At 72.0% G+C, this 14,221-nt stretch carries 12 protein-coding genes; 9 read left to right on the forward strand and 3 right to left on the reverse strand.

The window, feature by feature from the left end; translation table 11 throughout:
• Nucleotides 1-47 precede the first annotated feature (47 nt).
• Nucleotides 48-1,217 (forward strand): xylose isomerase, encoded by a 1,170-nt coding sequence (gene xylA, locus AB0C73_RS23055; protein ID WP_362533139.1) that lies wholly within the window; start codon nt 48-50, stop codon nt 1,215-1,217.
• 114 nt (nt 1,218-1,331) lie between these two features.
• Here xylA and AB0C73_RS23060 read toward each other — a convergent pair whose 3' ends face one another.
• Complete coding sequence (locus AB0C73_RS23060) at nt 1,332-1,922, reverse strand: 3'-5' exonuclease (protein ID WP_362533142.1); 591 nt, start codon at nt 1,920-1,922, stop codon at nt 1,332-1,334.
• A gap of 350 nt (nt 1,923-2,272) precedes the next feature.
• Between AB0C73_RS23060 and AB0C73_RS23065 the strand changes: the two genes are divergently transcribed.
• Both AB0C73_RS23065 and AB0C73_RS23070 read left to right on the forward strand, forming a co-directional pair.
• Nucleotides 2,273-4,039, forward strand: coding sequence for a glycoside hydrolase family 6 protein (locus tag AB0C73_RS23065; protein ID WP_362533144.1), 1,767 nt, complete (start codon nt 2,273-2,275; stop codon nt 4,037-4,039).
• A 188-nt stretch (nt 4,040-4,227) separates the two neighbouring features.
• Nucleotides 4,228-4,971: an alpha/beta hydrolase gene (locus tag AB0C73_RS23070; RefSeq protein ID WP_362533147.1), complete on the forward strand. Its 744-nt coding sequence runs from the start codon at nt 4,228-4,230 to the stop codon at nt 4,969-4,971.
• A gap of 60 nt (nt 4,972-5,031) precedes the next feature.
• On the opposite strand, the gene AB0C73_RS23075 is transcribed toward AB0C73_RS23070, so the two are convergent.
• The gene (locus AB0C73_RS23075; protein ID WP_362533150.1) at nt 5,032-6,084 is read right to left on the reverse strand and encodes a LacI family DNA-binding transcriptional regulator; all 1,053 of its coding nucleotides are present in this window, start codon (nt 6,082-6,084) and stop codon (nt 5,032-5,034) included.
• Nucleotides 6,085-6,554: 470 nt separating this feature from the next.
• Between AB0C73_RS23075 and AB0C73_RS23080 the strand changes: the two genes are divergently transcribed.
• The 5 genes from AB0C73_RS23080 (at nt 6,555) to AB0C73_RS23100 (ending at nt 12,282) form a co-directional block, all read left to right on the forward strand.
• Entirely contained in the window at nt 6,555-7,904 is a 1,350-nt protein-coding gene (locus AB0C73_RS23080; protein WP_362533153.1) for an ABC transporter substrate-binding protein, read from the forward strand.
• A gap of 91 nt (nt 7,905-7,995) precedes the next feature.
• On the forward strand, nt 7,996-9,012 hold the full coding sequence (locus AB0C73_RS23085) for a sugar ABC transporter permease (protein WP_362533155.1): 1,017 nt from the start codon (nt 7,996-7,998) through the stop codon (nt 9,010-9,012).
• An 88-nt stretch (nt 9,013-9,100) separates the two neighbouring features.
• Nucleotides 9,101-9,967 (forward strand): carbohydrate ABC transporter permease, encoded by an 867-nt coding sequence (locus tag AB0C73_RS23090; RefSeq protein ID WP_362533158.1) that lies wholly within the window; start codon nt 9,101-9,103, stop codon nt 9,965-9,967.
• Nucleotides 9,968-10,088: 121 nt separating this feature from the next.
• The gene (locus AB0C73_RS23095) at nt 10,089-11,534 is read left to right on the forward strand and encodes a GH1 family beta-glucosidase (RefSeq protein ID WP_362533161.1); all 1,446 of its coding nucleotides are present in this window, start codon (nt 10,089-10,091) and stop codon (nt 11,532-11,534) included.
• Nucleotides 11,535-11,625: 91 nt separating this feature from the next.
• Entirely contained in the window at nt 11,626-12,282 is a 657-nt protein-coding gene (locus tag AB0C73_RS23100) for a 1,4-alpha-glucan branching protein (protein WP_362533164.1), read from the forward strand.
• Between the two features lie 34 nt (nt 12,283-12,316).
• On the opposite strand, the gene AB0C73_RS23105 is transcribed toward AB0C73_RS23100, so the two are convergent.
• Entirely contained in the window at nt 12,317-13,234 is a 918-nt protein-coding gene (locus tag AB0C73_RS23105) for a glutaminase (RefSeq protein ID WP_362533166.1), read from the reverse strand.
• Nucleotides 13,235-13,373: 139 nt separating this feature from the next.
• Between AB0C73_RS23105 and AB0C73_RS23110 the strand changes: the two genes are divergently transcribed.
• Nucleotides 13,374-14,177 (forward strand): VOC family protein, encoded by an 804-nt coding sequence (locus AB0C73_RS23110; protein WP_362533168.1) that lies wholly within the window; start codon nt 13,374-13,376, stop codon nt 14,175-14,177.
• Nucleotides 14,178-14,221 lie beyond the last annotated feature (44 nt).

Below are 14,221 nucleotides of genomic sequence, written 5' to 3' on the forward strand. Positions count from 1 at the left end.
TGCCGGGAACACAGGGCCGCGCCACGAAGGACACGAAGGAGCCGCACATGCCGCAGCGATACCTCCCCACCCCCGGCGACCGCTTCACCTTCGGCCTGTGGACGGTCGGCTGGCAGGGCCGCGACCCGTTCGGCGACGCCACCCGGCCGGCCCTCGACCCGGTCGAGTCGGTCGAGCGGCTCGCCGAGCTCGGTGCGTACGGCGTGACCTTCCACGACGACGACCTCATTCCGTTCGGAGCGGAGGAAACCGAGCGGGAGACGGCGGTCAAGCGGTTCCGGGCGGCGCTCGACCGCACCGGGCTCACGGTGCCCATGGCCACCACCAACCTCTTCACCCACCCCGTCTTCAAGGACGGCGCCTTCACGGCCAACGACCGGGACGTGCGGCGATTCGCGCTGCGCAAGACGATCCGCAACATCGACCTCGCCGTCGAGCTCGGCGCCTCGGTGTACGTGGCCTGGGGCGGCCGGGAGGGCGCCGAGTCGGGCGCGGCGAAGGACGTACGGCTGGCCCTCGACCGGATGAAGGAGGCCTTCGACCTGCTCGGCGAGTACGTCACGGAGCAGGGCTACGACCTGCGCTTCGCGATCGAGCCGAAGCCGAACGAGCCGCGCGGCGACATCCTGCTGCCGACGATCGGGCACGCGCTCGCGTTCATCGAGCGCCTGGAGCGGCCCGAACTCGTGGGCGTCAACCCGGAGACCGGGCACGAGCAGATGGCGGGCCTCAACTTCCCGCACGGGATCGCGCAGGCGCTGTGGGCGGGCAAGCTCTTCCACATCGACCTCAACGGGCAGTCCGGGATCAAGTACGACCAGGACTTCCGCTTCGGCGCGGGCGATCTGCGGCAGGCGTTCTGGCTGGTCGATCTGCTGGAGACGGCCGGGTACGCCGGGCCGCGCCACTTCGACTTCAAGCCCGTGCGCACGGACGGCTTCGACGGGGTGTGGGAGTCCGCGAAGAACTGCATGCGGAACTACCTGATCCTCAAGGAGCGCGCCGCCGCCTTCCGCGCCGACCCCGAGGTGGTCGCCGCCCTCGCCGCCTCGCGCCTCGACGAACTCGCCGAGCCGACCGCCCCGGACGGGCTCGCGGCCCTCCTCGGGGACCGTGCCGCGTACGAGGACTTCGACGCCACGGCGGCGGCCGAGCGCTCGATGGCCTTCGAGCGCCTCGACCAGCTCGCCCTGGAGCACCTGCTCGCGGTGCGCTGATCCGCCGTGGGGGCGGCGGCGCCGGCCGGGTCCGCACCGCGGGCCCGTCCGGTGCTGCGGGCCCGTCCGGCGCCGCCGCCCGCCGGCCGACCGCCCGCGTTCCTGCGCTCGGGCTCAGGCCCAGGCCTCACGCCCCACCAGGTCGAGGACGAGCGCGGCGATGTTCCAGGCGTCGTCCTCACCCCGGTGGTGGCGCCCTTCCAGGGGAAGTCCCGCGATCTTCAGGGCGCCGTCCATACCGGGCCGCTTGCGCAGCCCGTACGCCTCGGTGAAGACGGCCTTGGCGTTGGTGTGACCGGCCTCGGCGGGCCGCCCGAAGGGGTAGGCCACGCCGGTGGCCCGGCACTGCCGGTCGAACTGCTTGCGGTCGTAGTCGCCCCAGCTCGCCCAGGGACGCCGCCGCGCGTCGTGCTCGTCGGCCAGGATCCGGCAGGCCTCGGCGAAGCTCACCCCGCCGGCGGCCTCCTCCGGAGTGATCCCGGTCAGCCCGGTACAGAACGCGCTGATCTCCGACCGGGCGGGCCGCACCAGAATCCGGTGCCGCGCCACACGCCGGTGTTCCGTCAGATCCACGACGGCGAGCCCGATCTCGATGATCTCGCTCACGGCGCCGGGCGGTGGCTGCCCGTCCCAGCAGGTGGCCTCGATGTCGACGACGTTCAGCAGCTGGTCAGACGCGTGGTCCGTGCCGTCCAGGGGGTTCATGACGGCAGGGTAGGAAGCAACGCCGGGACCGGTCATCCGGTTTTCCCGGGGTCGGGCGTGGGGGCATGGGGTGGTTCTCCTCGCGCGGTGGTGGGGGTGGGGTGGTGCGAGGTGAGTGGTCAAGCTCTGAACCAGTGGGAGCGCTCCCACTGTGCAGAGCCGACGAGACCCCGTCAAGAGAGCCGAAGAGGTGAACACACGGCTACGGAAATTTCCTCAACTCCTCTTTTCCTTGGCGGCAGTTGGCGCTACGGTCGGCCGGACCAGTGGGAGCGGATCCAGCACCGTCGGCATCGGGTTGCGCCACATTCCGCGCGGCCCGAACGGAAACGGAAAGGGCCATCCACTCCATGAGCCGCACAACCACCAGCCGCACCGCCCTGCTCGCGGCGCTCGGGCTGATCACGGCCACCGGCGCCACGGCGACCGTGTTCGGCACGGCCGCCGCCGGCGCCGCCACACCTGGCTGCCGGGTCGACTACCAGATCTCCAGCCAGTGGAACACCGGCTTCGGCGCCAACGTCATCGTCACCAACACCGGGGACCCGGTCTCCGCCTGGACCCTGGAATGGTCCTTCGGCGGCGACCAGAAGGTCACCCAGGGCTGGAACGCCACGATCACCCAGTCCGGCACCGCCGTGACGGCGAAGAACATGTCGTACAACGGCACGCTCGCGACCGGCGGTTCGACCTCCTTCGGCTTCAACGGCTCGTACAGCGGCACGAACGCGGTGCCCACGGTCTTCAAGCTGAACGGTGTCGTCTGCAACGGTGCGACCCCTCCGACCACTCCGCCCACCACCCCGCCCACGACACCCCCCACCACTCCCCCGACGACCCCGCCCACCACGCCGCCGCCGGCCGGCGGCAAGGCCGACAACCCCTACGCCGGCGCCCGGGTGTACGTGAACCCGGAGTGGTCCGCCAACGCGGCCGCGGAGCCCGGCGGCACCCGGGTGTCCAACCAGCCCACCGGTGTCTGGGTGGACCGGATCGCCGCCATCGACGGCGCGAACGGCGGCATGGGCGTGCGCGAGCACCTCGACGAAGCGCTCCGGCAGAAGGGCGACGGCGAGATGGTCGTCCAGTTCGTCATCTACAACCTGCCCGGCCGGGACTGCGCGGCCCTCGCCTCCAACGGCGAACTCGGCCCGACGGAGATCGACAAGTACGAGACGCAGTACATCGACCCGATCGCGGCGATCTTCTCCGACCCGAAGTACGCGGGCCTGCGGATCGTCACCACGGTCGAGCTCGACTCGCTGCCCAACCTCGTCACCAACGTGAGCGGACGCCCGACGGCGACCGCGAACTGCGACGTGATGAAGTCCAACGGCAACTACATCAAGGGCGTCGGCTACGCCCTCAACAAGCTGGGCGCGATTCCCAACGTCTACAACTACCTGGACGCCGGCCACCACGGCTGGCTCGGCTGGGACGACAACTTCGGGCCCTCCGCCGAGCTGTTCAAGACGGCGGCGACCGCCCAGGGATCGACCCTCGCCAACGTGACCGGCTTCATCGTCAACACCGCCAACTACAGCGCCCTGAAGGAGGACCACTTCACGATCAACGACACGGTGAACGGGACCTCGGTGCGCCAGTCCACATGGGTGGACTGGAACCGCTACACCGACGAGCTGTCGTACGCCCAGGCCATGCGCGACAAGCTGGTCTCGATCGGCTTCGACCCGAAGATCGGCATGCTGATCGACACCTCCCGCAACGGCTGGGGCGGCACCGCCCGGCCGACCGGCCCGGGCGCGACGACCGACGTCAACACCTATGTCGACGGCGGTCGTTACGACCGCCGCATCAACCCCGGCAACTGGTGCAACCAGGCGGGCGCGGGACTCGGCGAACGTCCGAAGGCGGCCCCGGAGCCGGGCATCGACGCGTACGTCTGGATGAAGCCCCCGGGCGAGTCCGACGGGGCGAGCTCCGAGATCCCGAACGACGAGGGCAAGGGCTTCGACCGCATGTGCGACCCGACGTACACCGGCAACCCCCGGAACAACAACAACATGTCCGGCGCCCTGCCGAACGCCCCGCTGTCGGGCAAGTGGTTCTCGGCCCAGTTCCAGGAGCTCATGAAGAACGCGTACCCGGCGCTGTGACGCACTGACCGATGGACGCGGAGGGGGCGCGGGACGATGCCCGCGCCCCCTCCGTGATAGGTTCCGCGTCGCCGTGCGTTACCGCGAATCAAGGAGGTGAGTCCGATCCACACGATGACAGATCGGGCCTCCCTCCCCCGCATGGCTCGGGGAGTGCCCGCAGAGGCATCCCGAAAGGCTTGAACGCTATGCGCTTCACCTCCGAGACGTCGGTCGACGGCGTCCGCGAACAGCTCTTCACCCTCGACGAGATCCCTGGCGAGATCCCCGGCGTGCTCTGGACGCCGGACGGCGCCGTCGGTACGCGTCCGCTGATCCTGATGGGACACGGCGGCGGGCAGCACAAGAAGGCCCCGGACGTACGGGAGCGCGCCCGCCGCTTCGTGACCGAGTGTCAGTTCGCCGTCGTGGCGGTCGACATCCCCGCCCACGGCGACCGGCCGAAGGTCGAGGAGTACGACCGGCTCGCGGCCGAGAACCAGGCACGCATCGAGGCCGGGGCGGAACCGGCCCCGCTGATCGCCGGGTTCCAGGCGCTCGTGGCCCGGCAGACCGTGCCGGAATGGCGGGCCGTCCTGGACGCCGTGCAGCAGATCCCCCACGTGGGCGCCGGTCCGGTGGGCTACTGGGGCGTCTCGCTCGGCTGCGGGCTCGGCGTGCCCTTCGTCGCCGCCGAACCCCGGGTCAGGGCCGCGGTCCTGGGCCTGGGCGGGGCGCTCGCCTCGGCCGAGGCCGCCGCGCGGATCACCGTGCCGGTGGAGTTCCTGGTGCAGTGGGACGACGAGCGGGTGCCGCGGGCCGAGGGTCTGGCCCTGTTCGACGCCCTGGGCTCGGCCGAGAAGACCCTGCACGCCAACCCCGGCAAGCACGGTGACCTTCCGGCGTACGAGCTGGACAGCACGCTCAGGTTCTTCGCCCGCCACCTCGGCTGAGGCTGACACAGGCGCGGGGCGGCGCCCGGTGGGCGCGCCCCGCGCTCGGAACGGCGCCCCTCAGGACGACTCCCGCACCACCAGCTCCGTCGGCAGCACCTCGCGCGCACCCTCCCCGGCGCCCGCCGGCCCCTCCCCGTACTCGCCGGACTCACCCGCCAGCTCCCGCAGCAGCATCCGCGCCATCGTCCGCCCCATCTCCTCGATGGGCTGCCGGACGCTGGTGAGCGGCGGGTCCATCAGGCGGGCGACGGCCGAGTCGTCGACGCCGACCAGGGCGACGTCCTCCGGAACACGGCGGCCGGCCTCGCGCAGGACACCGCGGGCGCCGGCGGCCATGACGTCGGAGGCGGCGAAGACGGCGTCCAGGTCGGGGGCGCGGTCGAGCAGCGCGCGCATCGCGCGGCGGCCGCCCTCCTCGGTGAAGTCGCCCGTGGCGACGAGGAGTTCGTCGGGATCGAGGCCGGCCGCCGCGATGCCCTCGCGGTAGCCGTCGAGGCGGGCCCGGGCCACGTACATGTCGAGCGGGCCTGTGATGGTGGCGATCCGGCGGCGGCCGCGGCCGGCGAGGTGGGCGACGGCGGCGCGGCCGGCGCCGGTGTTGTCGGAGTCGACGTAGGCGGCGGGTTCGTCGGTGGTGCGCCGGCCGTTGAGGACGACGGGCAGGCCGAGTTCGCGGACGCGTTCGGGCAGCGGGTCGTCGGCGTGCACGGAGGCCAGCAGCACGCCGTCCACGCGCCGGGCGGCGAGATACTGCTCGAAGCGCTCCCGCTCCCGCTCGGAGCGGACCAGAGTCAGCAGCAGCTGCTGGTCGGCCGCGCCCAGTTCGGCGCTGATGCCGCGGATGATGTCGAGGAAGTACGGCTCGGCGAAGAGTCGTGCCTCGGTCTCGGGGATGACGAGCGCGATGGCGTCGGTGCGGCTGCCGGCGAGGGTGCGGGCGGCCTGGTTGGGGACGTAGCCCAGCTCCTCGATGGCCCGGTGGACGGCCTCGCGGGCCTGTTCGCTGACCCGGGGCGAGCCGTTGATCACCCGGGACACGGTGCCCCGGCCGACCCCGGCCCGGACCGCGACCTGTTCCAGTGTGGGCCTACCACTGCGGCGTCCGCTCACGACCCTCGTACTCCCCTCGTCGAGCCTCGCCCCGTCCCTTGCGGCGATCAGGTCAAGATAGGCCACGTTCCCGGCCCCCGTCGCCCTCCGGTGCCGTTCGACAAGCGAACGCCGGGAGATCCATGGGAGCGCTCCCACAGTACCCGAACCGGGACAGGAGGCGCCGCCCCCGTCCGGTCGTAACGAATCAGCGTTCATCTCTTGACAGTGCCGCCCGGGAGGCAGGAACCTTCCGGCATCGACGACGTGGGAGCGCTCCCACCCGGTTCTCCGACAACCGGGCGGGAGAGAGACGCACGCTCCGGCCGTCCGAGCCGCACGACCCGCACCACCCGCACCACCCGCATGCACGAGCAGCACCGGCATGCACGAGCATCCGCACACAAGAGCTTCACGCACGACGTGACGCACCCCGTTCACGTACGAACGCGGCGCACGACGAGCACCACCTTTGGGACGAGGAGAGTGGAATGCGTACATCCAGCAGCAGACGGGCCCCCGGCCGCGCCCGCCGTACCGCGCTCGCGGCGACGGCGGCCCTGGTCACCGGCACGGCCCTGCTCACCGGCTGCGGAGACGGCGGTGACGGAGGGGACTCCGCCGACGGCGGCACGATCACGCTGCGGATCGGGACCTACGGTTCCTTCGGCTACGACAACAAGACCGGCGCCAAGCTGTACGCCGAGTACGAGAAGAGCCACCCCAACATCAAGATCGTCGAGTCCAACGTGGCCGACGGCCAGAAGTACTGGGACACCCTCAAGCTGCGCCTCTCCCGCAACAGCGGCCTCGCGGACATCCAGGCCGTCGAGGTGGGCTACATCGCCGAGGCGACCGGCCCCTCGATGGCGGACAAGTGGGTGGACCTGTCCAAGACCGGCGGCGCGGACCTGGGCGCCTTCCTGGACTGGAAGGTCAAGCAGGCGACCACGGGCGACGGCAAGGTGATCGCTCTCGGCACCGACATCGGCCCCATGGCCATCTGCTACAACAAGGAGCTCTTCGCCAAGGCCAAGCTGCCCACCGACCGCGCCGAGGTCGGCAAGCTGTGGGCGGGCGACTGGGCCAAGTTCGTGGAGACCGGCAAGACGTACCAGAAGAGCGCGCCGGCCGGCACCTTCTTCCACGACTCGGCGAGCGGTCTGTTCAACGCCGTCGTCAACAGCGACCCCGAGCAGTACGCGAACACCAAGGGCGAGCTCGTCTGGGAGACCAGCCCCGGCGTGAAGAAGGCCTGGGACACCGCCGTCTCGGCGGCGCAGGCCGGAATCACCGCCAAGCTGCGCCAGTTCGACGAGAAGGGCACCTGGAACGCCGCCTTCAAGAACTCGAAGTTCGCCACGGTCGCCTGCCCGAGCTGGATGACCGGCATCATCAAGGACCAGGCGGGCCCGGGCAACCAGGGCAAGTGGGACATCGCCACGCCGCCGGTGGTGGGCAACTGGGGCGGTTCCTTCCTCGCCGTGCCGAAGTCCGGCAAGCACGCCAAGGAGGCCGCGGAGCTGGCCGCGTGGCTGACCGCCCCGGCGCAGCACGCCAAGGTGTTCGCGGTCAACGGCAACATCCCGTCCACCAAGGACACCCTGTCCTCGGCGGCCGTGGTCGGCGCGAAGCTCCCCTACTTCGGCGACACCCCGGTCGGTGAGATCTACGCGGCCGCGGCCGCCCAGATCAAGCCCGCCCCGATCAGCCGCTATGACGGCCAGGTGAAGACCTTCCTCACCGACAACGGCATCCTCGACATCGAGCAGCGCGGCACCGATCCGGCGAAGGCCTGGGAGAACGTCAAGAAGCTGGTCGACGACAAGATCGACCAGTAGCGGGAGGCGGCGGGGGCCCGGTCGCCGAACAGGCCGCCGGGTCCCCGCCGCAGCGCCCCACCCGTACGCACCGAACTGGAAGGACGCCCCCGTGGCCACCTCCGTACGGGCGAGGAAGGGCGGCAACCCGTCGCCCGACGCACCGCCCACCCGCTCCCCGCGCCACGGCGCCGGCCGCCCCGACGGCGGCGGCCCGTCCGCCCTGCGCCGCCGGCTCTACCGCTGGGACCTGAAGGCGACCCCGTACGCCTTCATCGCCCCCTTCTTCCTCACCTTCGCCGCCTTCGGGCTCTTCCCGCTGCTCTACACCGGCTGGCTCTCGCTCAACCGGGTGGAGCTGGGCGGTGATCCGCAGTGGAAGGGTCTGGAGAACTACACCGATCTCGGCGGCAGCGAGTTCTTCTGGAACGCGCTCGCCAACACCTTCACCATCGGTGTGATCTCGACCGTGCCGCAGCTGCTCATGGCGCTCGGCCTGGCACATCTGCTCAACTACCGTCTGCGCGGCCGTGGTTTCTTCCGGGTCGCGATCCTCGCCCCGTACGCGACCTCGATCGCGGCGGCGACGCTGGTCTTCACCCAGCTCTTCAACAAGGACTACGGGCTCATCAACTCGGCGCTCGGTCTGGTGGGTTTCGACCCGGTCGACTGGGAGTCCTCCAAGTGGCCCGCGCAGATAGCCATCTCGGTGATCGTGACCTGGCGCTGGACCGGCTACAACGCGCTGATCTACCTGGCCGCGATGCAGGCCGTGCCGCAGGATCTGTACGAGGCGGCCGCCCTCGACGGGGCCTCGCGCTGGCGCCAGTTCCTCAGCGTGACCATCCCCTCCATCCGGCCGACCATCCTGTTCACGATCATCGTCTCGACCATCGGCGCGACCCAGCTGTTCGGCGAGCCGATGCTCTACGGCGGCAGTGTCGGCATCTCCGGCGGCAGCGGCAACCAGTACCAGACGCTGAGCCTGCTGATGTACGAGAAGGGCTGGGTCACCGGCGCGCTGGGCCAGGCCTCGGCGATCGCCTGGGTGATGCTGCTGCTCCTGCTCCTCATCGGCGGCGTCCAGTCGCTCGTCGCCCGCGCGAACCGCAAGAAGCTGGGGGGCTGAACCCGTGCGCACCCGTATCCGCCCGTCGTCCGGCCCGACTTCTCGCCCGTCGTCCGGCCCGTCGTCCGGCCCGTCGTCCCGCCCGTCCGTGCGGCCGTCCTTCCGTTCGTCCTTCCGTCAGACGGCCGGCCGTCAGCATCACGCCGGTCCGCTGACCTACGTCCTGCTCGGCCTCGCCGCGCTGGTCTCGCTCTTCCCGCTCTACTGGAACCTGGTGGCGGCCTCGCACACCGGCGAGCGGGTGGTCAGCCCGCCGGCGCCGCTGCTGCCCGGGCCGCGGCTCTTCGACAACCTGTCCTTCGCCTGGAACCAGGTCGACATGGGCGAGGCGCTGGTGAACACGACCGTGGTCGCCTCGCTGGTCTCGGTGTCCACCGTGCTGTTCTCCACGCTGGCCGGTTTCGCCTTCGCCAAGCTGCCGTTCAAGGGCCGCAACGTACTGCTCGCCCTGGTGGTCGCGACGATGACCGTGCCGCCGCAGCTGAGCGTGATCCCGCTGTACCAGATCGTCACCGACCTGGGCTGGGTCGACCAGCTGCAGTCGGTGGTGCTGCCGTCGCTCGTCGCCGCGTTCGGCGTGTTCTTCATGCGCCAGTTCCTCGTCGAGGCGCTGCCCGTCGAGCTGGTGGAGGCGGCCCGGATGGACGGGGCGCACTCGCTGCGGATCATCTGGCACGTGGTGTTCCCGGTCGCCCGGCCCGCGATGGCGGTGCTCGGCATGCTGGTCTTCGTGCAGGCGTGGAACGACTTCTTCTGGCCGTTCATCGCCCTCACCCCGGACGGCAACCCGACCCTCCAGGTGGCCCTGGCCGGCCTGGGAGCGGGCAACCACACGGTCGACCAGGCCGTGGTGCTGACCGGCGCGCTGATCTCGACGGTGCCGCTGCTGCTCGTCTTCGCCGTGCTCGGCAAGCACATCGTCGGCGGGATCACCGCAGGCGCGGTCAAGAGCTGACGCCCGCGCGACCGCGCGACCGCGCGACCGCGCGCCGACTTCTTCCCCGTACCGCTCCGGTACGTCCGTATGCCGTATGCCGTATGTCACCCCTTCTGTCTTCCGTTGGGAGCGCTCTCATATGACCGCGTCCGAAACCCGGCCGCTCACCGCCGTCCGCCGATTCCCGTCCGACTTCCTGTGGGGCGCGGCCACCGCCGCGTACCAGATCGAGGGAGCGGCGGCCGAGGACGGCCGGACGCCGTCCATCTGGGACACCTTCTCGCACACTCCCGGGAAGGTCTTCCAGGGCCACACGGGCGATGTCGCCGTGGACCACTACCACCGCTTCCGCGACGACGTCCGGCTGATGTCCGAACTGGGCCTGAACGCCTACCGGTTCTCGGTGTCGTGGTCGCGGGTGCAGCCGACCGGGCGCGGCCCGGCGGTGCAGAAGGGGCTCGACTTCTACCGGCGGCTCGTCGACGAGCTCCTTGAGGCCGGGATCGAGCCGGCGCTCACGCTCTACCACTGGGACCTGCCGCAGGAGCTGGAGGACGCGGGCGGCTGGCCCGAGCGGGCGACGGCGGAACGCTTCGCCGCGTACGCGACGCTGGTCGCCGACGCGCTCGGCGACCGGGTGAGCCGCTGGACGACGCTCAACGAGCCGTGGTGCACCGCCTTCCTGGGGTACGGCTCCGGGGTGCACGCCCCGGGCCGCACGGACCCGGTGGCCGCGCTGCGCGCCGCCCACCACCTCAACCTCGGCCACGGGCTCGCCGTGCAGGCGCTGCGCTCCACGCTGTCGGCCGAGGCGAAGCTGGCCGTGTCGCTCAATCTGCACGAGGTGCGGCCGCTGACCGGGTCGGCGGAGGACCGCGAGGCGGCCCGCCGGATCGACACCGTCGGCAACGGCGTGTGGCTGGGCCCGATGCTGGAGGGCCGCTATCCGCAGGAGCTGTTCGCCGACACCGCGCACGTCACCGACTGGAGTTTCGTACGGGCCGGGGACGAGGCGACGGCCGGGCAGCGGCTCGACTGGCTGGGCATCAACTACTACACGCCGACGGTCGTCTCGCGGGTCGCCGAGGGTGCCGAGAAGCCGCAGGACGACGGGCACGGCGCCAGCGAGTTCTCGCCGTGGCCGGGCGCGGACGACGTGGCCTTCCACCAGGGGGACGGGCCCAGGACGGCGATGGGGTGGCCGGTGGACCCGTCGGGCCTGACGGACCTGCTGACCCGGGTCGCCGCCCGTTACCCGGACCTTCCGCTGGTGGTGAGCGAGAACGGCGCGGCGTACGAGGACGTGGTCGCCGCGGACGGTTCGGTGCACGACCCGGAGCGCACCGCGTACGTGCACGCGCATCTGGAGGCGGTGCACCGGGCGGTGGAGGCGGGCGCGCCGGTGCACGGCTACTTCCTGTGGTCGCTGCTCGACAACTTCGAGTGGGCGTACGGCTATGCGAAGCGCTTCGGCGCCGTGCACGTCGACTACGACACGCTCGCGCGCACGCCGAAGTCGAGCGCCCGGTGGTACGCGCGGGTCGCCCGCTCGGGCGAGCTGCACGCGCCGGGGGCGGAGGCCTGACGGCCCGTCCGTGACGGTACGGTTCCGGGGCGGGGACCCGGGCGGTCCGACGACCGGGACCCGTACCGTCTCGGAGGGAAGAACAGCCGCGATGTCCGTCATCCACAAGACCACCATGACCCCCACCAAGCTGGAGCTCCTCGAGGCGTGGCTGCCGACGCGCCCCTGGTACGTGGCCACGGGCGCGGCCCCGCGGCTCGAGCGGGCCGGCGGGTTCCGGCTCGACGACCCGGCGGGCGAGGTGGGCATCGAGTTCATGGTGGTGCGGGACCTCTCGGGCGCCGGGGCGAGCGGGGTGCGCGGCTACCTGGTGCCGATGACGTACCGCGCGGCGCCGCTCGCGGGCGCGGAGGCGGGGCTCGTCGGCACGTCCGAGCACGGGGTGCTCGGGACCCGTCATGTGTACGACGGGGCGCACGACCCGGTTCTGGTGGACCGGCTGGCGGCGCTGTTGCAGGGGCGCGCCGAGCCGCAGGCGCAGCGCGTGTCCCACACGCCGGACCCGACGGTGTCGGCGGTCCTGGAGGGTGACGGCGACTGGGCGGCGGAGGGCTCCGGGTCCGTCGAGGACGGTCCGGAGGGCACGCTGGTCGTGCTCGGCCCGGGTGCGCCGGCGCTGCGGCTGAACCGGGTGCTGGGCGCCGGCGACGAGCCGGCGGGGGCGCGGGGCGCGGTGACGGCGCCGTGGCGTCCGGCGGAGGACGAGGAGCGCCGGGACGCGTTCGTGGTGGTCCTCGACGGGCGCTGACGCCCGTCCCAGCGGCGCCCTGAGGCCCGTACCGTCAGAAGACGGACAGGCCCGTGATGGTGGTGAACCGGTCGAGGGCGGTGACGCCCGCGACCGAGTTCCCCCGCTCGTCCAGGCCGGGGCTCCAGACGCACAGGGTGCAGCGCCCCGGCACGACGGCGATGATGCCGCCGCCGACGCCGCTCTTGCCGGGCAGTCCGACCCGGTACGCGAAGTCGCCGGCGGCGTCGTACGTGCCGCAGGTCATCATCACCGCGTTGACCTGCTTGGCCTGGCTGCGGGTGAGCAGCCGGGAGCCGTCCGCGCGGATGCCGTGGCGGGCGAGGAAGCCGGTGGCGAGGGCGAGGTCGGCGCAGGACGCCTCGACGGAGCACTGGCGGAAGTACTCGCGCAGGAGTGTCGGCACCGGGTTGGCGATGTTGTCGTACGAGGCCATGAAGTGCGCGAGGGCGGCGTTGCGGTCGCCGTGCGCGGTCTCGGAGGCGGCGACGTCGCGGTCGAGGTCGAGGTCCTGGTTGCCGCTCTCGGCGCGCAGGAAGTCGAGCAGGACGCCGGAGGCGTCGCCGGTGATGCGGTGCAGCTGGTCGGTGACGACCAGGGCGCCGGCGTTGATGAACGGATTGCGCGGGATGCCGTTCTCGTACTCCAGCTGGACGAGCGAGTTGAACGGGTTGCCGGAGGGTTCGCGGCCGACGTGGTCCCAGAGCGGGTCGCCCTTGCGGGCGAGGGCGAGCGCGAGGGTGAAGACCTTGGTGACCGACTGGGTGGAGAAGGGCCGCTGCCAGTCCCCCACGCCGTACACCGTGCCGTCGAGTTCGGCGACCGCCATGCCGAAGTCGGCGGGGTCGCCGGAGGCGAGCGCGGGGATGTAGTCGGCGGGCCGCCCGCGCTCCGTGAGGCCGGCGATCTCCTCGGCGATCCGGTCGAGGACGGGTTCGAACGTCAACAGCATGATCACATCATGCCGTGTCGTCGGCGGACGGCCGGTAGCGGGTGGCGCACGGCCCGTGACAAGTGGCAGAGCCGGGGCGTACGGGTCAGGGTGGCCGGAGGGGGCGTGTCGGGGGCCGAGCGGGAATGAGGTGAGCCGGGTGCCGCTGAGCGCGGACGAGCCGGGCGCGCCCTGCTGGCTGAGTCTGGCGGCGCGCGATCTCGGCGCGGCGGAGGAGTTCTACGGGGCGGTGCTCGGCTGGACCTTCCGGCACGGGCCGCTGGGCCGGGGTTTCTCGGTCGGCGCGCGCGACGGTGTGCCGGTGGCCGGGATCGGCGAGGTGGCGGTCCGGATGGGCGTGCCGGTGGCGTGGACGGCGTACTTCGCGGTGGCCGACGCGGACGCGGCGGTGGCGCGGATCCGGGAGCGGGGCGGGACGGTCGGGGTCGGGCCGGTGGCCTTCCCGCCGCGGGGGCGCGCGGCGCTCGCGACGGATCTGGAGGGCGCGGCGTTCGGCGTGTGGGAGGGCCGGGTGTCGTCCCGGTGGCGGATCGGCGAGCAGCACGCGCCGGCCTGGCTGGAGCTGCACACCCGCAACGCGTTCGACGCGGCGCTCTTCTACGGGGGCGTCCTGGACTGGGTGGACGGCGCCGAGGACGCGCCGCACCGCTTCGAGGTCGCGTACGAGGACGAACAGGTGGTGCTCCGGCGCCGCGGCGACGCGGTGGCCCGCCTCAACAGCGGCCCGGTCGAGGCGGCCTCGCCGCAGCCCCAGCTCCGCCCCCGCTGGCTGGTCCACTTCCGGGTCCCCGACCTCGAAGGCGCGAAGTCCGCGGTCCTCGCCCACGGCGGCCGGCTCGTCCCCGAGGCCGACCACGGCTGGCCCGCCCCACCGGGCCGCCGCACGACGGTCCGGGACCCGCAGGGCGGACTGTTCACGCTGGACGAGTGGGCGGAGGACTGACCTCGGAGGACTGACCTTCTTGCGGTCCCCGCCTCTGGGCGTCC

Origin of the sequence: Streptomyces sp. NPDC048623 (assembly GCF_040650755.1) — a bacterium.
Classification (GTDB): domain Bacteria; phylum Actinomycetota; class Actinomycetes; order Streptomycetales; family Streptomycetaceae; genus Streptomyces.

Coding starts and splice junctions, on each gene's coding strand:
- xylA (WP_362533139.1), top strand. CDS start 48: ATGCCGCAGCGATACCTCCCCACCCCCGGCGACCGCTTCACCTTCGGC.
- AB0C73_RS23060 (WP_362533142.1), bottom strand. CDS start 1,922: ATGAACCCCCTGGACGGCACGGACCACGCGTCTGACCAGCTGCTGAAC.
- AB0C73_RS23065 (WP_362533144.1), top strand. CDS start 2,273: ATGAGCCGCACAACCACCAGCCGCACCGCCCTGCTCGCGGCGCTCGGG.
- AB0C73_RS23070 (WP_362533147.1), top strand. CDS start 4,228: ATGCGCTTCACCTCCGAGACGTCGGTCGACGGCGTCCGCGAACAGCTC.
- AB0C73_RS23080 (WP_362533153.1), top strand. CDS start 6,555: ATGCGTACATCCAGCAGCAGACGGGCCCCCGGCCGCGCCCGCCGTACC.
- AB0C73_RS23095 (WP_362533161.1), top strand. CDS start 10,089: ATGACCGCGTCCGAAACCCGGCCGCTCACCGCCGTCCGCCGATTCCCG.
- AB0C73_RS23100 (WP_362533164.1), top strand. CDS start 11,626: ATGTCCGTCATCCACAAGACCACCATGACCCCCACCAAGCTGGAGCTC.
- AB0C73_RS23105 (WP_362533166.1), bottom strand. CDS start 13,234: ATGCTGTTGACGTTCGAACCCGTCCTCGACCGGATCGCCGAGGAGATC.